Raw genomic sequence first — 21,045 nt, 5'->3', positions numbered from 1 at the left:
CGGCCGGCTAGTTCTTCCAGAAGGTGAACAGGTCGTGGCCGACCTGGGCGTACAGCCGGTCGACGCCGAGCAGGTCCATCACGCCGTAGACGGCCTCGAAGAAGTAGTGGTTCACCTCGGGCTGCCAGAGCAGCGCGAAGATCGCCAGCATCCCGTACGGGGCGAACGGCTCGACCGCCCGGCGGGCCTTGTGGGACAGCCAGGGCTCGATGATCCCGTAGCCGTCCAGACCCGGCACCGGCAGCAGGTTCAGCAGGGTCGCGCTGAGCTGCAGCATGCCGAGGAAGCCCAGGGCCAGCGCCAGCGGCGACACGCTCAGCTCGTAGCCGTTCCAGACCGCGTGCACCTCGGTGCCGTCCAGCCAGCCGGCGCCCACCGGGACCAGGATCAGCACCGCGGCGGCCAGGTTCACCAGCGGGCCGGCCGCCGAGATCAGGCTGTGCTTGAGTCGCCCGTTGATCCGGTGCCGCTCGATCCAGACCGCCCCGCCGGGCAGGCCGATGCCGCCGAGCAGCACGAAGACGATCGGCAGCACGAAGCTGAGCAGCGCGTTCGCGTACTTGAGCGGGTTGAGCGTGAGGTAGCCCTTGGCGCCGACGGTGATGTCGCCGCCGTGCAGGGCGGTGCGGGCGTGCGCGTACTCGTGCAGGCACAGCGAGACCATCCAGCCTGCCACCACGAACAGGAAGATCCCGAACCGGGCGTTGCCGTAGCCCGCGTAGACCGCCCAGCCGGAGGTCGCGAGGGTGGCCAGCATGGCCCAGAACACCGGGCTGATCCGTCGGTCCTCGCGGCGCGAGCGCTGCGTTGCGGCGAAGGTCATGACGTGGTCGCTCCGGAGGTCTGGGGTGCGGGCAGGGGACCGATCATGCCCGGCGGGCCCGTTGCCGGACAAGCCGTCCCCGGTGAACGTCCGGAGCAGCGGTCCCGGTTCCGGTCTCCGGGCCCGGCCCGGAAATGCGTGCGTGGCACGACCCTTCATCGACCAGAATGGGCGGGTGCACTACGGCATCCTCGGTACCACCACCGCCCACCACGACGACGGCACGCCGGTCCCGCTCGGCGGTGCCCGGCTGCGGGCGCTGCTCGCCGCGCTGGTCCTGCGGCAGGGACGGCCGGTGCCGGCCGACCTCCTGGTGGACGAGGTGTGGGACACCGAGCCACCGCAGGACTCCTCCGCCGCGCTGCAGACCCTGGTCGGCCGGCTGCGCCGCACCGTCGGCCGCGACCAGATCGGCTCCGGCCCGGCCGGCTACTGGCTGACCGAGCCGCGGACGGACCTCGGCGACTTCCAGCGGCTGGCCGGCGAGGGCCGCCGGGCGCTGGAGGAGGCCGACCACGCGCTGGCCGCCGAGCGGCTGCGCGCCGCCCTGGCGCTCTGGCGCGGACCGGCCCTCGCCGACCTCCCCGACCGCGGCGGCCCCGCCACCCGGCTGGAGGCCCAGCGGGACGAGGCCCGCCGGCACCGGATCACCGCCGACCTCGGCCTCGGCCGGGCCGCCGAACTCACCGCCGAACTCGCCGAACTCTGCGAGCGGCAGCCGCTGGACGAGCCCCTGCAGTACCTGATGATCCGGTCCCTGCACGAGAGCGGGCGCACCGCCGAGGCGCTGCGTCACTACGAGCGGACCAGGCACGCCCTGGCGGACGAGCTCGGCGCCGATCCGGGCCGCCGCCTCCAGGACCTGCACGCCGAACTGCTGGCCCCGGTCGGGGCGCCAAGGCCGTCCGGGCCGCCGCCGGCTCCCGAGCAGGCACCGCCGGCGGCGCCGACCCGCGGCGCGGGCAATCTGCGCGGCCGGCTCACCAGCTTCGTCGGCCGGGAGGACGACCTCGGCGCACTGCGCACCGCCCTGGCCGGCAGCCGGTTGGTCACCCTGACCGGCCCCGGCGGCTCCGGCAAGACCAGGCTCTCGATCGAGGCCGGCCGCGTCGAGCAGGCCGCCGGCCACTGGCCGGACGGCGTCTGGCTGGCCGAACTCGCCCCGCTGGAGAGCCCGCTCGCCGTCCCGGCCGCGGTGGTCTCCGCGCTCGGGCTGCGCGAGACGCTGCTGCACACCGGCAGCCTGGTCGCCGAGGCGCTGGAGAGCCGCGCGGAGGATCCGCTCCGCCGGCTGGTCGAGTACTGCGGCCACCGCCGGATGCTGCTCGTGCTGGACAACTGCGAGCACCTGATCCAGGCCGCCGCCGACCTCACCGACCAGCTGCTCGCCGAGTGCCCCGGCCTCACCGTCCTCGCCACCAGCCGCGAACCGCTCGGTGTCCCCGGGGAGAGCGTCCTGCCGGTCGAACCGCTGCCCGACCCGGTCGCGCTGCGGCTGCTCGTCGAGCGCGCCGCCGCCGCCCGCCCGGGCTTCGACCCGCAGAGCGATCCGGCCGCCTGTGCCGAGATCTGCCGCCGGCTGGACGGCCTGCCGCTCGCCATCGAACTGGCCGCCGCCCGGCTGCGGGTGATGACGGCCCGCCAGATCGCCGACCGGCTGGACGGCCGCTTCGCGCTGCTCACCGGCGGCAGCCGCACCCTGCTGCCCCGTCAGCAGACCCTGCGCGCGGTGGTCGACTGGAGCTGGGACCTGCTGGGCAAGCAGGAGCGGGCGGTGCTGCGCCGGCTCTCGGTCTTCGCCGGCGGCTGGCGGCTGGAGGACGCCGAGGCGATCTGCGCCGACGAGGCCGAGGTGCCCCGCGAGGAGGTCGCGGACGCCCTGCTCTCGCTGGTCGACAAGTCGCTGCTGGTGGCCGACCTGGGCGGCGAGGGCCTGCCCCGCTACCGGATGCTGGAGACCATCCACGAGTACGCCACCGAGCGGCTGGCCGAGGCGGCCGAGCGGAGCGAGACCGGGCGCCGGCACGTCGAGCACTTCCGCGAGCTGGTCCGGACCGCCGAACTGCGCCTGCACGGACCGGAGCAGCTGACCTGGCTGGCGGTGCTGGAGCGGGAGCAGGAGAACATCCGGGCGGCGCTGCGGCGGGCGGTCGACCGCGGCGACGAGCACGAGGCACTGGTCCTCGTGCTCGGCATGAGCTGGTACTGGTCGCTGCGCGGCTTCGGGCTGGAGGCCCGGGAGTGGTACGAGGCGGTGGCCGCGCTCGGCCCGGACCCGTTCGACCCGGCCACCCTGCCGCTGCGGCCGCTGGAGCGGCCGGTGCTGGAGTACGGCATGCCGCTGCCGCCGAGGGTGGCCGAGGAGGCCCGCCGCGAGGTGGTGATGTACCGGCTGGTCGGGCTCTTCGAGGGCAACCTGGAGGTGCTCGGCGACCCGGAGGCGCTGCGGCTCTCCCGGAACCTGCTCGACGCGTACACCCCGGACCTCCCGCAGGCCTACCGGTTCCCGGGCCTGATGCGGGTGTTCGGGGCGTTCCTGGCCGGCAAGCTGGAGCTGCTGCGCGACCTGCTGAACGACGCGGTGGACGGCTGCCGCGTGCACGGCAGCGACAACGACCTGGCGTTCATCCTGCAGATCCGGGCCAAGATGATGAACGACTGGCCCGGCGGGATGGAGCAGTCCCTGCGCGACGGCGAGGAGTCGCTGGAGCTGTTCCGGCGCTGCGGCGACCGGTGGGGGATGTCCCAGGCCTACGCGGCCCGCGGCGAGTCGATGTCCAACGAGGGCCGGTCCGAGGAGGCCGTCCTCGCTTACGAGCGCGCCATCGAACTGGCCGAACTGCTGGGCGCCCCGCAGGAGGTGCCGATGCTGCAGGTACAGCTCGGCGGTGCGATGCTCGGCATCGACCTCGACGCCGGCGAGCGGCACATCCGGGAGGCCCTGGCCTCGGTCGAGCCGGGCGAGAGCCACGCGGCCAACGGCGCGCTGCTCTTCGGGCACCTGATGCTCTGCGCGGTGCACGCCCAGCGCGGTGAGTTCGACGCCGCGCTGCGCGAGCTGGACCAGCTGAGCGGGACCAAGGTGGGCGGCTTCGCCCCCGGCCTGGTCGGCGGGCTGCTGACGGTCACCCGGGGCTGGATGGTGGCCCGTTCCGGGGATCCGGACCGCGGGATGGAACTCCTGCGGGAGGGGCGGCGGTTGCTGCGCGAGCTGACGGACACCACGAGCGGTTTCGCGGAGCAGATGTCCGTGATGATGGTGCTTCCGGCGGTCGGTGTCCTGTGGGCCTATGCCGAGCGGGACGACGACGACGAGGCGGCCCGCCGGGCGGCGGTCCTGCTCGGCGCGCACGTCGGTCTGACCGGGCCCAAGGGCGGCTACCTGGAGCGGGTGGAGAGCGAGCGGACCGAGGCGGGCCTGCGGGCCCGGCTGGGTGAGGACGCCTTCGCCGAGGCCCGCGCGCTGGGCGCCTGCCGCTCGATCGCCGAGGCGAACGCGCTGCTGGAGCGGATGATCGACTGGCCGGCCGGCTGACCCCCCGTCCCAGGGGTCGGCCGGCCGGCGGACCAGGTGGTGCGGGCCCTCAGGTCCGCTTGCGGAACCGGGCCACCGCGAGCGGCGCGAAGACCGCGGTGATGCCGATCGACCAGCCGAGCACGATGAGCACCGGGTGGGCCACCGCGCCCTCGCCGTTGAGCAGCGCGCGGCAGGCGTCGGCGAGCGCCGAGAGCGGGTTCACCTTGGTGAAGGACTGCAGCCAGCCCGGCATGGTGTCGGTCGGCGCGAAGATCGAGCTGCCGAACTGCATCGGCATCAGGACGAGCATGGACACTCCCTGGACGGCCTGGGCGCTCTTCATCGCCATGCCGAGCAGCATCGAGATCCAGACGATCGACATGCCGAAGACCAGCGAGAGGCCGACCGCGGCCAGCGCCTCCAGCGGTCCGGTCTTCACCTCGAAGCCGAGGATCAGCGCGAAGCCGATCAGGATGGCGAAGGAGACCAGCGCCCGGCAGGTCTCCGCGGCGATCTTGGAGAGCAGGACGGCGGAGCGTCCGATCGGCAGGGTGCGGAAGCGGTCCATCACCCCGGTCTGGAAGTCGCTGTTCAGACCGGTGCCGACGGCCATCGCCAGGGTGAGGCCGGTCTGCCCGAGCAGACCGGGGATCATGTACTGCTTGTACGCGTCCTGGCCGCCGGAGATCGCCCCGCCGAAGACGTAGACGAAGAGCACGGTGAAGATGATCGGCATCAGCACCGCGTCGAACATCGACTCCGGGTCCGCCTTGATCCGCATCAGGTTGCGGCGGGTCAGCGCCCCGATGTGCCGGAAGGTGCCGGCCAGGCCGATCCGGGTGTCCTCCACCCGGGCGGGGGCGAGCGTTGCGGTGGTCATGCGACGGGCTCCTTGGCGAGGCTCGGGGCGGCGGCCGCGACGGTCGCGGGCTTGCCGGTGATGGTGAGGAAGACCTCGTCCAGGCTGGGGACCAGGGTGTCGATGCCGGCGATGGCGAAACCGCGGGTCCCGAGCACCCCGACCACGGCGGTCAGCTGCGCCTCGTCGGTGATCGGGACCGACAGCAGGCCGGTGTCGGCCGAGACGGTGGCCCCGGCGATGCCGCTCTCGCGCAGGCAGCGGGCCATCTCGGAGAGCTCGCCCGGGTGCGCCGGGCGGACCTGCAGGGTCTGGCCGCCGACCTGGGCCTTGAGCTCGGCCACCCCGCCGGAGGCGATCACCCGGCCGCGGTCGATCACGGTCAGCTCGTTCGCGAGCTGCTCGGCCTCCTCCATGTACTGGGTGGTGAGCAGCACGGTGGTGCCCTCGCCGACCATCCGCTGCACCTCGTCCCAGACCTCGTTGCGGGTGCGCGGGTCCAGGCCGGTGGTGGGCTCGTCCAAGTAGAGGACCCGGGGCCGGCCGATCATGCTGGCGGCCAGGTCGAGGCGGCGGCGCATGCCGCCGGAGTAGGTCTTGGCGACGCGCTTGGCGGCCTCGGTGAGCGAGAAGCGCTCCAGCAGCTCGGTGGCGCGGGCCTTGGCGTCCTTGCGGGAGAGGTCCAGCAGCCGGCCGATCAGGTAGAGGTTCTCGTAGCCGGAGAGCATCTCGTCGACGGAGGCGTACTGGCCGGTCAGGCCTATCGTGCGGCGCAGTTGCTTGGGCTGGCGCAGCACGTCGTAGCCGCCGACGAAGGCCGTGCCGGCGTCCGGCTTGATCAGCGTGGAGAGGACCCGGACGAGCGTGGTCTTGCCGGCGCCGTTCGGGCCGAGCACGCCGAGCACGGTGCCCTCGCGGACGGTGAGGTCGACACCGTCGAGTGCCTTGGTCGCGCCGTAGTGCTTGACGATGCCGCGCACCTCTACGGCATTGCCCGCGGCGGGCCCCCGGTCGTTCGGGGCAGTGGCGATTCGTGTCATGCCCCCCAGACTGTCCGCCCCCACTGACAGTCTGCTGTCACGGTGTGCCCGGGCCCGGGCGGCCCGCTGTCATACCGCTGTCGCGGCGCTCCCGGCGCGGCGTCCCGGGCACGGGTGGGGCCCCGCTCCGAGCGGAGCGGGGCCCGTACCGGCCGGTCAGTGGAAGGTGTGCTCCGGGGCCGGGAAGGCGCCGGACTGCACGTCGGCGGCGAACTCGCGGGCGGCCTCGCCGAGGACGGCCCGCAGGTCGGCGTACTGCTTGACGAACTTCGGGACCCGGCCCGCCGTCATGCCGGCCATGTCCGTCCAGACCAGCACCTGCGCGTCGGTGTCCACCCCGGCGCCGATGCCGACGGTCGGGATCGCCAGCTGCTCGGTGACCTGGGCGGCCAGCTCGGCGGGGACGGCCTCCAGGACGACGGCGAAGGCGCCGGCCTGCTGGACGGCCTTGGCGTCGCGCAGCATCCGGTGCGCCGCCTCGTCGCCGCGGCCCTGGACGGGGTAGCCGCCGAAGGCGTGCACGGACTGCGGGGTGAGGCCGATGTGGGCCATCACCGGGATGCCGGCCTCGACCAGCAGCTCGATCGACCGGGCGCTGCGCTCGCCGCCCTCCAGCTTGACCGCGCCGACCCCGGCGTCCTTCATCAGCCGGACGGCGTTGTGCATGGCCTGCGCGGGGGACTCCTGGTAGGAGCCGAAGGGCAGGTCGGCGACGATCATGGCGCGCTTGGTGCCGCGGACGACGGCGGCGGAGAGCATCACCATCTGATCCATGGTCACCGGCACGGTGGTCTCGTAGCCGAGGTGGCAGTTGGCCGCCGAGTCGCCGACCAGCAGGACGGGGGTGCCGGCCTCGTCGAAGACGCCCGCGGTGAGGGCGTCGTAGGCGGTGAGCATCGACCACTTCTCGCCGCGCTGCTTGGCGGCGGCGAGGTCGCGGACGGTGACGCGGCGGTTGGTGACCCCGCCGTAGAGGGTCGCGGTCGACGCCTGGTTCTGGGCAGGCGAAGGCGAAGAAGCGTTCATCGAACAGGCTCCTGAAGGGTTGTCGTCTCGTGGCGCCGTGTGGCGTCCCCGGATCCCCTCCATGCTTGCACGCCCCGGCGCGGGCGCAAAGAGGCGTGCCCGGACCGCGCTGCGATCTAGGGCACACCGGCCGGGCGCCCGGTGCGGCACCCGGCCCGGCCGACCGACGCGCACCGGCCCGGTGCGGCTCGCCGCGCCGGCCCGGCGCCGAGCCTTTGCCCGAGCTTTACGAAACGGATTCGTCTCGTATCGAAAGTCGCGCTAGGGTGATCGCGGGGGTTACGAGACGCATACGACTCGCAAAGGCCCGCCAGTGACACGCCACCACGGACGGGAAGACCGCAATGACCACCGCAGCCGCGCCACCTCGGGTGCCGGAAGCCATCCACCGCCGACGCTGGGCGATCCTGTGCACCCTGGTGCTCGCCCTCCTCGTCGTCGTCCTCGACAACTCGATCCTGAACGTCGCGATGAAGACCATCGCGTCACCCGCGCCCACCGGGCTCGGCGCCAGCCAGAGCGACCTGGAATGGTCGATCAACTCGTACACCCTGGTCTTCGCCGGGCTGCTGTTCACGGCGGGGCTGCTCGGTGACCGGTTCGGCCGCAAGCGCGCCCTGCTGGCCGGCATGGTGGTCTTCGGGATCGCCTCGCTGCTCTCCGCGATGGCCGCCTCGCCGGGTGAACTCATCGGCTACCGCGCGCTGATGGGGGTCGGCGGCGCGCTGGCGATGCCCGCCACGCTCGCCATCATCATGAACGTCTTCGAGCGCGCCGAGCAGCCCAAGGCGATCGGCATCTGGGCCGGCGCGGTCGGCCTGGCCATCGCGATCGGCCCGATCACCGGCGGCCTGCTGATCGAGCACTTCTGGTGGGGCTCGGTCTTCCTGATCAACGTCCCGATCGTGGTGGTCGCCGTGATCGCGATGGTGCTGCTGGTGCCCGAGTCCAAGGACCCGAACCCGGGCCGGCTCGACCCGATCGGCGTGCTGCTCTCGATCATCGGCCTGGTCGCGCTGATCTTCGGCATCATCAAGGGCGGCGAGCTGGCCGACTTCACCTCCCCGGAGGCCTGGGGGCCGGTGCTGGTCGGCGTGGTCGCGCTGGTCGCCTTCGTCTGGTTCGAGCGCCGCACCGCGTACCCGGCGCTGGACATCAGCTGGTTCCGCAACAAGGTGTTCAGCGCCTCCGTGGTCGTCGTCGGCGTGGTCTTCTTCGCGCTGATGGGCGTCTCCTTCTTCGGCGTCTTCTACACCCAGAGCGTGCGCGGCTACAGCGCCCTGCAGGCCGGCATGCTGATGCTGCCGCTGGCCGCCGCCCAGCTGCTGTTCGCCCCGCGGGCCCGGCTGGTGGTGGACCGCTTCGGCGTCCGCGCCACCTGCGCCGGCGGCATGGCCCTGATCGCGATCGGCTTCCTCGGCTACCTGCTGCTCGACGTCGACACGCCGATCTGGGTGCTGGTGGTCCTCGGCCTGCTGATGGGCAGCGGCATGGCGCACGTGATGCCGCCGGTCACCGTCGCGATCATGGGCTCGCTGCCGCGCGAGAAGGCCGGTGCCGGTTCGGCGATCAACAACACCTTCCGCCAGGTCGGCGGCTCGCTCGGGGTGGCCGTGCTCGGCGCGGTGCTCTCCACCGTCTACCGCAACGGGATGTCCGACCAGCTGGACAAGCTGCCGGCCGGCGCGCTGCGGGAGAAGGCCGGTGAGTCCCTGGAGGCCACCATGGCCGTGGCCGGCCGGCTCGGGCCGCAGGGCGCCGAGCTGATCGGCCCGGCGAACGCCTCCTTCATCGACGCCATGCACGTGGTGGCCGGCCTCTCGGCCGGAGTCACCGCGGTCGGCGCCCTGCTCGCCTGGTTCCTGCTCCCCGGCCGGATCACGGCGGGCGGCCCCGGCGGCGCGCCGGGGGGCGCACCCGCCCCGGCGAAGGCGGCCGGCCCCGTGCGGGAGACCGAAGCGGCCGACGCCTGACCGGTCGCGGCCGGCCGGACCCCGGCTGAGCTGCGGCCGAGCTGAGCGAGAATGGGCCCCTGGCCGCCCGGACCCGTCCGGGCGGCCGGGGCCATGTGCGTACGGCGGCTTCCACCGGGCCGGAGTGCGGACGACAATCGGTACTGGAACGGCGCCGCGCGCCCGCGACCATCGAGGGAGACCAGCGGGGATGAAGACGGACACCACGGTCGCGCCGGACTGCACGAGCCCGCGGCGGGGCCGCCCGCGCAGCGAGGCGGCCGAGCAGGCCATTTTCACCGCCGTCGAGGAGCTCATGGCGGCCGGCAGCAGTCTGGCCGAGCTGACCATCGAGGGCATCGCCACCGCCGCCGGCGTCGGCAAGGCCACCATCTACCGGCGCTGGCCCAACAAGGAGGCCCTGCTGGTCGACATGGTCAGCCGGCTGGAGGCGCCCGTCCCGGAGAGCACCGGCGGCGCCGTCCGGGACGACCTGATCGCGATGGTCGAGTACATGCGCATCCGCGGCCTCGCCAAGCGCTCCCGCTGGGTGCTCAAGGCCGCGCTCAGCCAGATGCACAGCTGGCCCGAGCTGCACGCGGCCTACCGGGAACGGGTGATCGGGCCGCGCCGGGTGATGGCGCGCGACCTGATCCGCCGGGGCGTCGCCGAGGGCGTGCTCCGGGGCGACCTCGGCGAGGAACTCCTCGCCGACCTGCTGATCGGTCCGATCCTCACCCGCAGCATCCTGTGGGAGGAGTCCGACCTCGACGATCCCGAGCTCGCCACCACGATGATCGACGCGCTGCTCCAGGGCCTGGCCGGCCCGGCCACCCGCGACTGACCCGCCCCGCCGCGCTCCGTCGCGACCGGCCTGCCGCGACCGACCTGCCGCGGGGGCCTCCGTGCGGCTTCCCGGCGTGGCCTGGCTCACCAAACCGGGCCACGCCGGAACCCGCTCCCCGGAGCCCGCGTCTGTCCCGGCATAGGCTGAGCCGGGAATCCGATCAAACCGGCACCAGTCCGGCACCGTGCCCGCCCTCCGGCGGGGTCGCGCGTCGGACCGGCAGACGGCACGAACGAACGGGAGCCACGGGATGGCGCAGGCGGACTGGACGGACCGGACGGCACCGGCGGCGGGAGGCGGAGCCCCGGCCACCGCCGGGAGCACCGGCACCGGCACCGGCCCGGACGGCGCCGGTAGCCCCGGTGGCGCCGGTGACCTCGGCGGACCCGGCCCCGGCCCCGGCCTCGGCGGTCCCGGGCCCGGTGGTCCGGGGGGTGCCGGCCGGTCCGGTTCCGGCGCCGGGTTCCTCGGCCTGCGCGGCTGGGGCCGGGACGCCCGGGGCAGCAACCCCTGGCGGCGCGGCCTGCTCCTCGCCGCCCTCGCCCTGCTCGCCGCCGCCCTGCTGGCCTTCCACGCCGAGGTGCCCAACACCGTCGGCAACCTCGGCAGCCTGCTGGAGACCTTCCTGCCCTGGGTCGGCCTGGCCGTACCCGTCCTGCTGGTGCCGGCCCTGCTGCGCCGCTCCGCCACCGCGCTGATCGCGCTGCTGCTGCCGGTGGTGATCTGGTTCAACATGTTCGGCGGGCTGCTCAGCGACAAGAGCGGCGGCGCCGGGGACTGGATGGTGGTCAGCCACAACGTGGCCGCCGCCAACACCGATCCGCAGCGCACGGTGCAGCTGCTCAAGGACTCGGGCGCCCAGATCGTCGCGCTCCAGGAGCTGGCCGGCCGGCCGCTGCGCGCCTACGAGACCGGGCTGGCCGACAGCTACCCGTACCACGCGGTGGAGGGCACGGTCGGGCTCTGGTCGAAGTACCCGATCAGCGGCGTCTCGGTGGTGGACATCAAGATGGGCTGGACCAGGGCCTTCCGTGCCCAGGTCGGTACCCCGCAGGGTCCGGTCGCGGTGTACGTCGCGCACCTGCCGTCCGTCCGGCTGAAGGCCGAGGGCGGCTTCACCGTCAACCAGCGGGACGCCAGTGCCCAGGCCCTGGGTGACGCGATCGAGGCCGAGTCGCTGAAGAAGGTGCTGCTGCTCGGTGACCTCAACGGCACCATGAACGACCGCAGCCTGGCGCCGGTCACCTCGCAGATGCGCTCGGCCCAGGGCGCGGCCGGTGACGGCTTCGGCTTCAGCTGGCCGGCGTCCTTCCCGATGGCCCGGATCGACCAGATCATGAGCAAGGGCGGTCTGAAGCCCACCGACTCCCGCACCCTGGGCCACGACGGCAGCGACCACCTCGCGATCGCGGCCACCTACCGCTACCAGGGGTGACCACCGGCGGCCGACCGCCGGCCGGTGATCAGCCCCGGCGCCAGCGGTTGGTGATCGGCAGCCGGCGGTCCCGGCCGAAGCCCTTGGCGGAGATCTTCGGGCCCGGCGGGTACTGCCGGCGCTTGTACTCGGCGGTGTCGACCAGCCGGACCACCCGGTCGACCACCGCCGGGTCGAAGCCCGCCGCCACGATCGAGTCCCGGCCCTCGTCGCCCTCGATGTAGCGGCTGAGCACGGTGTCCAGCAGGTCGTAGTCGGGCAGCGAGTCGGTGTCCACCTGGTCCGGCCGCAGCTCGGCGGACGGCGGCTTGTCGATGGTGTGCTCCGGGATCGGCGCCGGTTCGCCGCGCCGCGCGGCCTCCTCGTTGCGCCAGCGGGCGAGCCGGAAGACCAGCGACTTGTAGACGTCCTTGATCGGACCGAACGCGCCGACCGAGTCGCCGTACAGCGTGGAGTAGCCGACCGCCAGCTCGCTCTTGTTGCCCGGTGCGAGCACCAGGTGGCCCTCCTGGTTGGAGATCGCCATCAGCAGCGTGCCGCGCAGCCGGGACTGCAGGTTCTCCTCGGCCAGGCCCGTCAGCTCGGTGGCCGCCAGGTAGGCGTCGACCATCGGGGCGATCGACACCGTCCGCAAGTGCAGCCCGGTCCGGCGGGCCAGCTCGGCGGCGTCGTCCCGGGAGTGCTGGGAGGAGTACCGGCTCGGCATCGAGACGCAGTGCACGTTCCCGGCCCCCAGCGCGTCCACCGCGATGGCCGCCACCAGCGCGGAGTCGATGCCACCGGAGAGGCCGAGCAGCACCGAGCGGAAGCCGTTCTTGCGCACGTACGCCTCGGTGCCGGATACCAGCGCGGCCCAGATCTCGGCCTCGTCCGAGATCCTGGGCGCCACCTCCGCCCGGAGCGGCGCGGCGGGCGCGGGCAGCGGCTCGCCGCCCAGTTCGCGGCGGACCAGGTGCAGGCCGTCGGCGAGCAGCAGCCCGTCGGTGTGGTCGCTGCTCGCGGCCGGCAGGTCGAGGTCGAGGACGAGCAGGTGCTCCGCGAACTGCGGCGAGCGGCCCAGCACCCCGCCGTCCGCGCCGACCACGATCGAGTCGCCGTCGAAGACCAGCTCGTCCTGGCCGCCGACCATGTTGACGTAGGCCAGCGCGCAGCCCGCCTCGGCGGCGCGCCGCCGGACCAGTTCCAGCCGGGCGTCGTCCTTGTTCCGCTCGTAGGGCGAGCCGTTGAGCACCAGCAGCAGGCCGGCCCCGGCCTCGCGGGCGGCGCTCACCCGGCCGCCGTCCTGCCAGATGTCCTCGCAGATCGCGAGCGCCACGTCCACCCCGTGCAGCCGCAGCACCGGCAGCTGGTCGCCGGGGACGAACCAGCGGTACTCGTCGAACACCCCGTAGTTGGGCAGGTGGTGCTTGGCGAACCGGGTGACCACCCCGCCACGGTGCAGCACCGCGGCGCAGTTCTGCGGCGACCCGGCCGGGCGGCCGAACCGCGGCGAGGCCTGGTCGGACCGGCCCAGGTAGCCGACCACGACCGGCACCTCGCCCAGCCCCTCGCCGGCCAGCCGCGCGGCCAGGGCGACCAGCGCGGACCGGGAGGCCTCGACGAAGGAGCGGCGCAGGGCGAGGTCCTCCACCGGGTACCCGGTCAGGGCCATCTCGGGGAAGGCGATCAGCCGGGCACCGGCCTCGACGGCCTGGGCCGTCCGGCGTACCACCTCGTCCGCGTTGCGGTCGAGATCACCGACCCAGGGGTCGGTCTGGCACAGGGCGAGACGGAGATTGGGCATGCCGCGAGTCTAATCGTCGATCTGACGCGATGTCGCGTCCGAGGGTTGCCACTGCCCTCGGCGGCCGCGATCCGCCATGATGGGGACAGTCGCTTTCGGGTGGTTTCCGGGCGTAACACGAACGTAAAGAGCAGAGGTGAGACTGTCCCCATGGGCAAGCAGCAGGAGTTCGTGCTCCGGACGCTCGAAGAGCGTGACATCCGTTTCGTCCGACTGTGGTTCACCGACGTGCTCGGGTTCCTGAAGTCGGTCGCGGTGGCGCCGGCGGAGTTGGAGCAGGCCTTCGAGGAGGGCATCGGCTTCGACGGGTCGGCGATCGAGGGCTTCGCCCGCGTCTACGAGTCCGACATGATCGCCAAGCCGGACCCGACCACCTTCCAGATCCTGCCCTGGCGCTCGGAGACGCCCGGGACGGCCCGGATGTTCTGCGACATCCTGATGCCGGACGGCTCCCCGTCCTTCGCCGACCCGCGGTTCGTGCTCAAGCGCACCCTGGAGAAGGCCTCCGAGCTCGGGTTCACCTTCTACACCCACCCCGAGATCGAGTTCTTCCTGCTGAAGAACCTGCCCGGCGACGGCACCGCGCCGATCCCCGCCGACCAGTCCGGCTACTTCGACCACACCCCGCGCGGGGTGGGGCACGACTTCCGCCGCCAGGCGATCACGATGCTGGAGTCGATGGGCATCTCGGTGGAGTTCTCCCACCACGAGGGCGCGCCCGGGCAGCAGGAGATCGACCTGCGCTACGCCGACGCGCTCTCCACCGCCGACAACATCATGACCTTCCGTCTGGTCATGAAGGAGGTCGCGCTGGAGCAGGGCGTGCACGCCAGCTTCATGCCGAAGCCGTTCTCCGACCACCCCGGCTCGGGGATGCACACCCACCTCTCGCTCTTCGAGGGGGACCGCAACGCGTTCCACGAGTCCGGCGCGGAGTACCAGCTCTCCAAGGTCGGCCGGTCCTTCATCGCCGGACTGCTCAAGTACGCCGCCGAGACGGCCGCCGTCACCAACCAGTGGGTCAACTCCTACAAGCGGATCTGGGGCGGCTCGCAGCGCACCGCGGGCGCCGGCGGCGAGGCGCCGTCGTACATCTGCTGGGGCCACAACAACCGCTCGGCCCTGATCCGCGTCCCGATGTACAAGCCCGGCAAGCAGGGTTCCACCCGGATCGAGGTCCGCTCGCTGGACACCGGCTGCAACCCCTACCTCGCCTACGCCGTCACCCTCGCGGCCGGCCTCAAGGGCATCGAGGAGGGCCTCGAACTCCCGCCCGGCGCGGACGACGACGTCTGGGCGCTCACCGACGCGGAGCGCCGCGCCCTCGGCATCCAGCCGATGCCGCAGAACCTCGGCGAGGCCATCGACCTGATGCAGCGCAGCGAGCTGGTCGCCGAGACCCTCGGCGAGCACGTGTTCGATTTCTTCCTCCGCAACAAGCGCCAGGAGTGGGAGGAGTACCGCTCCGAGGTCACCCCCTTCGAGCTGCGGAAGAACCTCCAGGTGCTCTGACGGGCCGTCAACCGCGCGAGTGGGCCTGCTCCGGTCGGAGCAGGCCCGTTCCGTTGTGCGGGTCCGCCCTCGCCCGCCGGTCTCCGGCGGGCGAGGGCGGTGCGGGCGTCCGGGCAGGGGTCCCCCGCGCACGCTAATTCGTTGGGCCAATGCGGTTACCCTGCAGCGGTGCGAGCCGTGACCAGGTGACGCGGGAGCGTATTCAGAAGATCCGTTTTGCGGATCATCCTGGAGTGTCATGCGTACTCGAATCACCACCCTGGTCCTGTCCGGACTGGCCTCGGCCGCCCTCGCCCTGGGCGCCGGCGGCACGGCCTACGCCTCGCCCCTCGTCGACCACACCGTTGCCTCCGAATCGCCGGAGGCCCAGGGCGAGTGGGTCGACAGCCTCCTGCGTCTGGCCGAGGAGGACACCGGCTCCGCCGCCCGCGCCTGGGCCTTCCCCGGTCGCAGCACCGTCTACTCCTCGCCGGTGGTCCGCCCGGCCCACCGGGCGGACGACGGCGACGGTGAGGACAGCGAGGCCGGCGAGGCCTCGGACGCCGACCTCTCGGAGGTGGCCGAGGGCGACGCCGTCGAGCAGGGCGACGCGGCTCGGCGGGCCGAGGGCGAACGAGCTCCGACGGCCCAGTCGTCGGAGCTCGTCCGCTCCGAGGACTCGTCAGCCGGTGGCGGCGAGCACTGCGACGAGAACGCGCCGGGCCACCCCGGCGACCACGGGCCCGCCGGCTGCGACTGCGAGCACGGGGAGCACGGAGAGCACGGGGAGCACGAGGGTCATGGCGGCCACGAGGGCCATGAGGGTCACGGTGGCCACGAGGGTCACGGTGGCCACGAGGGCCAGGGGCAGGGCCAGGGCCAGGGCCAGGGCCAGAGCAACGAGCAGGGTCAGGGGCAGGGCCAGGCCCAGGGTCAGGACCAGGGGCAGAGCCAGAGCGGCTCGCAGAACCAGGGTCAGGACCAGCACGTCCAGGTGACCGTCAACGTGCAGAACGTCGTCACGAACAACCTCAACAACAGTGCGAACAACAGCGCCGCCAGCAACTCGAACAACTCCGCGCAGAACAGCGCGCAGAACTCGGCGCAGAACAACCAGTCGGCCTCGCAGGCCAACAACCTCTCCAACCAGCAGAGCCAGTCCAACCACCAGGCCTCGCACAACCTGAACAAGGCGACCCTCGTCGCCAAGGGCCAGGCGCCGGGCAAGTCGGCTCACCACGGTGGCGGAGAGCACGGAGAGCACGGAGAGCACGGCGAGCAGACCGGGCACGGCGGGGGCGGGCACTACGGTTCGGGCGGGGGCTACGCGTCCGGCCAGCACGGTGCGGGCGAGCACCACCCGGCCGAACACCCCCACGGGGAGCTGGCCGAGACGGGCTCCCGGGGGACGCCGATCCTGATCGGCCTCTCGGCCGCTTTCCTCGCGGCGGGTGTGGCGGCGATGCGGCTCGGCCGACGGCGCGCATGATCGGGTCCGTCCCCCCGGGCTGCCGGACAGCGCGCCGGGGCCGGACAGCGTGACCGTCCGGCGGGGCACCCGGTCGGGCGTTGCGGGCGACAGGGCGGTGCGCCGTGAGCGGCCGCCCGGCGCTCTGCGTCCGGCCTTCACCCGTTCGACGTACAGGAAGCCGATGCCGCCGTCCGCCTCGAAGGAGGAGAGGACGGCGGTGTCCGTGCTGCCCGCCGGAGGGCTGCCGGGGCCAGGGGCGACCGGCGCCGGTGAAGGCGCTCGGCGGCGGGGCCCGTCCGCCGGCCGACCGTGAGGCTCCCGGTCGTGGCCGGGCGGGGCCGGTCCGCGGTCGCGTCCGGCGCCGCGCCGTGCGGGCGCGTAACCTGCTGAACGGGCGGATGGAGGGGTCATGGAGGAGCAGCGGGCCGGGAGCCGGGTGAGCCGGCCGGAGATCAGGCTGGTCCGGCGCGGGTTCACCGACCCGGCGCAGGCCGTCCGGCTGCTCGCCGGCCCCGGTCTGGAGGGACTGGCCGACGACCCGGTGCTGCTGGACGCGCTCGGCGCCACCGCCGACCCGGACCTCGCCCTGCTCGGCCTGGCCCGGCTGCTGGAGGGCGCCGACGAGACCGAGCGGCACACCCTGCGCGACACCCTCACCACCTCCAAGCCGCTGCGCGACCGGCTGCTCGGCGTGCTCGGCGCGTCCACCGCGCTCGCCGACCACCTGGCCCGGCACCCGCACGACTGGCACGTCCTGGTCACCTTCGAACTGCGCGACATGCACCCCGGCCCGGAGGACTTCCGGCGCGCGCTGCGCGAGGGCCTGCGGGCGGAGGCCGCCGTCAGCCCGGCGGACGCGCTGCGGATCGCCTACCGCCGCTGCCTGCTGGCCATCGCCGCCCGCGACCTCACCGGCACCACCGACCTCGCGCAGACCGCCGCCGAACTGGCCGACCTGGCCGGCGCCACCCTGCAGACCGCCCTGGAGATCGCCGCCGAGGAGGATCCGGAGGCCGCCGGCGCCTGCCGCCTCGCCGTCATCGGCATGGGCAAGTGCGGCGGGCGCGAGCTCAACTACGTCTCCGACGTGGACGTCATCTTCGTCGCCGAACCGCGGGAGGGCGTCGAGGAGCAGGAGGCGATCAAGGCCGCCACCCGGCTGGCCGCCGCGCTCACCCGGCTCTGCGCGGACACCACCGGCGAGGGCACCATCTGGCCGGTGGACGCCAACCTGCGCCCCGAGGGCCGCAACGGCCCGCTGGTCCGCACCCTGGCCAGCCACCAGGCCTACTACCAGCGCTGGGCCAAGACCTGGGAGTTCCAGGCGCTGCTCAAGGCCCGTCCGGTCGCCGGGGACGCCGAGCTCGGGGCCGCCTACCTGGCGGCGCTGGAGCCGATGGTCTGGCAGGCCGCCGCCCGGGAGAACTTCGTCACCGACGTGCAGCAGATGCGCCGCCGGGTGATCGACTCGATCCCCGTCACCGAGCTCGACCGCCAGCTCAAGCTCGGCCCGGGCGGCCTGCGCGACGTCGAGTTCTCCGTCCAGCTGCTCCAGCTGGTGCACGGTCGCACCGACCCGGCGCTGCGCAGCGGCAACACCCTGGAGGCACTCGGCGCGCTCTCCCGGGGCGGGTACGTGGGCCGGGCCGACGCCGCCTCGCTGGACACCGCCTACCGCTTCCTGCGCTCGCTGGAGCACCGGATCCAGCTGCACCGGCTGCGCCGCACCCATCTGATGCCCACCGGCGAGGAGGACCAGCGCCGGCTGGCCCGCTCGCTCGCCCCGCTGATCAACGACGACACCCGGGCCGACCCGGTCGCCGCCCTCCAGCGGGAGTGGAAGCGGCACGCCGTCGAGGTCCGCCGGCTGCACGAGAAGCTGTTCTACCGGCCGCTGCTGGACGCCGTCGCCGAGCTGCCGACCGGTGCGACCGGGCTGAGCCCGGACGCCGCCCGGGCCCGGCTGGAGGCGCTCGGCTACGCCGACCCGGCCGCCGCGCTGCGCCACCTGACCGCGCTGGCCTCCGGCGTCAGCCGCAAGGCCGCCATCCAGCGGACCCTGCTGCCGGTGCTGCTGGGCTGGTTCGCCGACTCGGCCGATCCGGACGCCGGGCTGCTCAACTTCCGCCAGGTCTCCGACGCGCTCGGCCGCACCCCCTGGTACCTGCGGCTGCTGCGCGACGAGAGCGCCGCCGCCGAGCAGCTGGCCCGAGTCCTCTCGGCCGGCCGGCTCGCCCCCGACCTGCTGCTGCGGGCCCCCGAGGCGGTCGCCATGCTGGGCGACCCGCAGGGCCTGGCGCCGCGCGGCCGGCCCGCCCTGGAGCAGGAGATACTGGCCGCCGTCGGCCGCGCCGACTCCGCCCCCGCGGCCGTCGCCGCCGCCCGTTCGGTGCGGCGCCGGGAGCTGTTCCGGACCGCCGCCGCCGATGTCCTCGGGCGGCTCGGTGACGACCCGGCCGAGGCCCTGGACGTCGCGGGCGAGGCGCTCACCGCGCTCAACGCGGCCACCCTCCAGGGCGCGCTGCGCGCCTGCACGGCCGGCTGGGAGGCCCGGCACGGGGAGCTGCCGACCCGGATCGCGGTGATCGCGATGGGCCGGTTCGGCGGGCACGAGCTCGGCTACGGGTCCGACGCGGACGTCCTCTTCGTCCACGAGCCGCTGCTCGGTTCGCTCGACCAGGACGCCGCCCGGGCCGCCCAGGCGGTCTGCCACGAGCTGCGCACGCTGCTCTCCGGGCCGTCCACCGAGCCGCCGCTGGTGGTCGACGCCGATCTGCGCCCGGAGGGCCGCAACGGCCCGCTGGTGCGCACCCTCGCCTCCTACGCGGCGTACTACCGGCGCTGGTCGCACGCCTGGGAGAGCCAGGCACTGCTGCGCGCCGACCCGGTGGCGGGGGACGCGGAGCTGGGGGAGCGGTTCCGGCAGCTGATCGACCCGCTGCGCTACCCGGGCTCCGGGGTGCCGGAGCGGGACGTGGTGGAGATCCGCCGGATCAAGGCCCGGATCGAGGCCGAGCGGCTGCCGCGCGGCGCCGACCCGACCACCCACACCAAGATCGGCCGGGGCGGACTGGCCGACGTGGAGTGGACCGTCCAGCTCCTCCAGCTCCAGCACGGGCACGAGCTGCCGGCGCTGCGGACCACCCGGACCAGGCCCGCGCTGGCGGCCGCCGCCGAGGCCGGGCTGGTCGGGGCGGAGGACGCGGCGGTGCTGGACGCCGCCTGGGTGCTGGCCTCCCGGGTGCGCTCCGCGGTGATGCTGGTCCGCGGCCGGCCCGGGGACAGCTTCCCCGGGGAGGCCCGGGAGCTGGCCGCGGTGGCCCGCTACCTCGGGTACGGCGCCGGGCACAGCGGCGAGCTGGTGGACGACTACCGGCGCACCACCCGGCGGGCCCGGGCGGTGGTGGAGCGGCTGTTCTACGGCTGATCCCCGACCGGCTGCGCCCCGGCCACCGGAGGAACGCTGAGCCCCGGCCCCCGGAGGTCCGGCGAAGGGGCCCTGGGCAAGGGCAAGGCCCGGGGTACGGCGAAGGGCCCGCGGAAAGCTCCGCGGGCCCTTCGCCGTACCGGTCTCAGCGCCGTCCGGCGCTCACCGCGGGCTCGCTCCACTGCTCGGGCACCGTGATCGGCTCGTCCGCCGCCCCCCGGGCCGGGACCTTCGGCAGGCGGTAGACCCAGACGTGGTAGATCAGCCGGGCCACGACGAAGCCGACCGTGAGGCAGGCGACGCCGCCGACGGCGTCCATCCAGAAGTGGTTGGCGGTCGAGACGATCACCACCAGGGTGGCCACCGGGTAGAGCAGGCCGAGCGCGCGGGCCCAGGCCGCGCGGGCCAGGAAGAAGATGGCCAGGCCGCACCAGAGCGACCAGCCGATGTGCATCGAGGGCATCGCCGCGTACTGGTTGGAGACGTGCGTGGCCGGCCCGGAGGCCATCGAACCCCAGGTGTTGTGGACCTTCAGGGTGTCGATGAAGCCGCCGTCCGTCATCAGCCGGGGCGGGGCGAGGGGGAAGAAGTAGAAGCCCACCAGGGCGATGCCGGTGGTGACGAACAGCACCGTGCGGGCCGCGGCGTAGCGGCCCGGGTGGCGCCGGTAGAGCCAGACCAGGACGCCGATGGTGATGATGAAGTGCAGCGTCGCGTAGTAGTAGTTCATCCCGACGATCAGCCACGAGAACTTGTCGACCGCGTGGTTGACCGAGCGCTCGACGGCCACGCCGAGGCTCTGTTCGAAGTCCCAGATCCAGCCCGCGTGCTTCTGGGCTATCGCTTCCTGTTCCGGGACGGCGTTGCGGACGAGGGAGTAGACCCAGTAGCTGATCCCGATCAGCGCCAGCTCGAACCAGATCCGCGGTCGCGCCGGTGAACGGCGCTGGTCACGGATGCGGCCGCGCAGCGCGGCCGCGCGGGACTGGGCGACGCGGGTGGCTCCGTCGGGCACCCGGCCGGAGCCGGCCGGGCCCGCTGCGGAACCGCCACCGTGCGCCGCCGCGGCGCGCTCGGCGCCGGTCTGCTGGATCTCGGTCGGTTCCCCCATGGACGAGAAGTCTGCCAGACGTCCCGTAGCCGTCTGCTCATCCTCTGGAAGTGGATTCTTCACCGACTGTCCCCCTTGAGGGCTAGGGGACTGCTCCCACCGGGGTAGGGGGTGCTGTGGGATCTGGTACGAACCGGCAGGACGGGCATACGTCCTATTCTCACGCCGAGTGCCTCGGGTGGCGCAATCGGGGGCGGGCAGCGGCACGCCGGGGGCCGAAATTTCCGGGACCGAAACCCTTTCTGCATCTTGCTGAAACAGAT

13 protein-coding genes are annotated in these 21,045 nt (G+C 73.5%); 7 read left to right on the top strand and 6 right to left on the bottom strand.

What is annotated here, in order from left to right; all coding sequences use genetic code 11:
- Positions 1–7: 7 nt before the first annotated feature.
- A complete protein-coding gene (locus tag OG618_RS12195) occupies positions 8–823 on the bottom strand; it encodes a site-2 protease family protein (RefSeq protein ID WP_329487382.1) in 816 nt (271 codons plus the stop codon).
- 142 nt (positions 824–965) lie between these two features.
- Here OG618_RS12195 and OG618_RS12190 point away from each other — a divergent pair, with 142 nt between their 5' ends.
- Positions 966–4,358, top strand: coding sequence for an AfsR/SARP family transcriptional regulator (locus OG618_RS12190; RefSeq protein ID WP_329487380.1), 3,393 nt, complete (start codon positions 966–968; stop codon positions 4,356–4,358).
- A 49-nt stretch (positions 4,359–4,407) separates the two neighbouring features.
- Here the strand turns inward: OG618_RS12190 and OG618_RS12185 are convergent, their stop codons facing one another.
- From OG618_RS12185 to panB, 3 genes are all read right to left on the bottom strand, one after another.
- Complete coding sequence (locus OG618_RS12185) at positions 4,408–5,220, bottom strand: ABC transporter permease (protein ID WP_329487379.1); 813 nt, start codon at positions 5,218–5,220, stop codon at positions 4,408–4,410.
- Entirely contained in the window at positions 5,217–6,239 is a 1,023-nt protein-coding gene (locus tag OG618_RS12180; protein WP_329487378.1) for an ATP-binding cassette domain-containing protein, read from the bottom strand. Before OG618_RS12180 ends, OG618_RS12185 begins: the two co-directional genes overlap by 4 nt.
- Positions 6,240–6,395: 156 nt before the next feature.
- Complete coding sequence (gene panB / locus OG618_RS12175) at positions 6,396–7,265, bottom strand: 3-methyl-2-oxobutanoate hydroxymethyltransferase (protein ID WP_329487377.1); 870 nt, start codon at positions 7,263–7,265, stop codon at positions 6,396–6,398.
- A 344-nt stretch (positions 7,266–7,609) separates the two neighbouring features.
- On the opposite strand from panB, the gene OG618_RS12170 reads away from it, so the two are divergent.
- The 3 genes from OG618_RS12170 (at position 7,610) to OG618_RS12160 (ending at position 11,499) form a co-directional block, all read left to right on the top strand.
- Positions 7,610–9,238 carry an MFS transporter gene (locus OG618_RS12170; RefSeq protein ID WP_329487376.1) on the top strand — a complete coding sequence of 543 codons (1,629 nt, stop codon included), beginning with the start codon at positions 7,610–7,612 and terminating at the stop codon, positions 9,236–9,238.
- Between the two features lie 190 nt (positions 9,239–9,428).
- The gene (locus OG618_RS12165; protein ID WP_329487375.1) at positions 9,429–10,061 is read left to right on the top strand and encodes a TetR/AcrR family transcriptional regulator; all 633 of its coding nucleotides are present in this window, start codon (positions 9,429–9,431) and stop codon (positions 10,059–10,061) included.
- A 253-nt stretch (positions 10,062–10,314) separates the two neighbouring features.
- Positions 10,315–11,499 carry an endonuclease/exonuclease/phosphatase family protein gene (locus OG618_RS12160; protein ID WP_329487373.1) on the top strand — a complete coding sequence of 395 codons (1,185 nt, stop codon included), beginning with the start codon at positions 10,315–10,317 and terminating at the stop codon, positions 11,497–11,499.
- Between the two features lie 28 nt (positions 11,500–11,527).
- On the opposite strand, the gene OG618_RS12155 is transcribed toward OG618_RS12160, so the two are convergent.
- On the bottom strand, positions 11,528–13,282 hold the full coding sequence (locus tag OG618_RS12155) for an NAD+ synthase (protein WP_329487372.1): 1,755 nt from the start codon (positions 13,280–13,282) through the stop codon (positions 11,528–11,530).
- A gap of 150 nt (positions 13,283–13,432) precedes the next feature.
- Between OG618_RS12155 and glnA the strand changes: the two genes are divergently transcribed.
- The 3 genes from glnA to OG618_RS12140 all read left to right on the top strand — a co-directional run bounded on the left by glnA (position 13,433) and on the right by OG618_RS12140 (position 19,671).
- Complete coding sequence (gene glnA / locus OG618_RS12150) at positions 13,433–14,794, top strand: type I glutamate--ammonia ligase (protein ID WP_329487371.1); 1,362 nt, start codon at positions 13,433–13,435, stop codon at positions 14,792–14,794.
- Between the two features lie 238 nt (positions 14,795–15,032).
- On the top strand, positions 15,033–16,262 hold the full coding sequence (locus tag OG618_RS12145; RefSeq protein WP_329487370.1) for a hypothetical protein: 1,230 nt from the start codon (positions 15,033–15,035) through the stop codon (positions 16,260–16,262).
- Positions 16,263–16,653: 391 nt separating this feature from the next.
- The gene (locus tag OG618_RS12140) at positions 16,654–19,671 is read left to right on the top strand and encodes a bifunctional [glutamine synthetase] adenylyltransferase/[glutamine synthetase]-adenylyl-L-tyrosine phosphorylase (protein ID WP_329487369.1); all 3,018 of its coding nucleotides are present in this window, start codon (positions 16,654–16,656) and stop codon (positions 19,669–19,671) included.
- 145 nt (positions 19,672–19,816) lie between these two features.
- Here the strand turns inward: OG618_RS12140 and OG618_RS12135 are convergent, their stop codons facing one another.
- Positions 19,817–20,782, bottom strand: a complete 966-nt coding sequence (locus OG618_RS12135; protein ID WP_329487368.1) for a phosphatase PAP2 family protein — start codon at positions 20,780–20,782, stop codon at positions 19,817–19,819.
- Positions 20,783–21,045 lie beyond the last annotated feature (263 nt).

The organism is Kitasatospora sp. NBC_01246, from assembly GCF_036226505.1.
GTDB lineage: Bacteria > Actinomycetota > Actinomycetes > Streptomycetales > Streptomycetaceae > Kitasatospora.
Note: the sequence above shows the minus strand (reverse complement) of the source record. Positions and strands in the feature narration are given on the sequence as shown.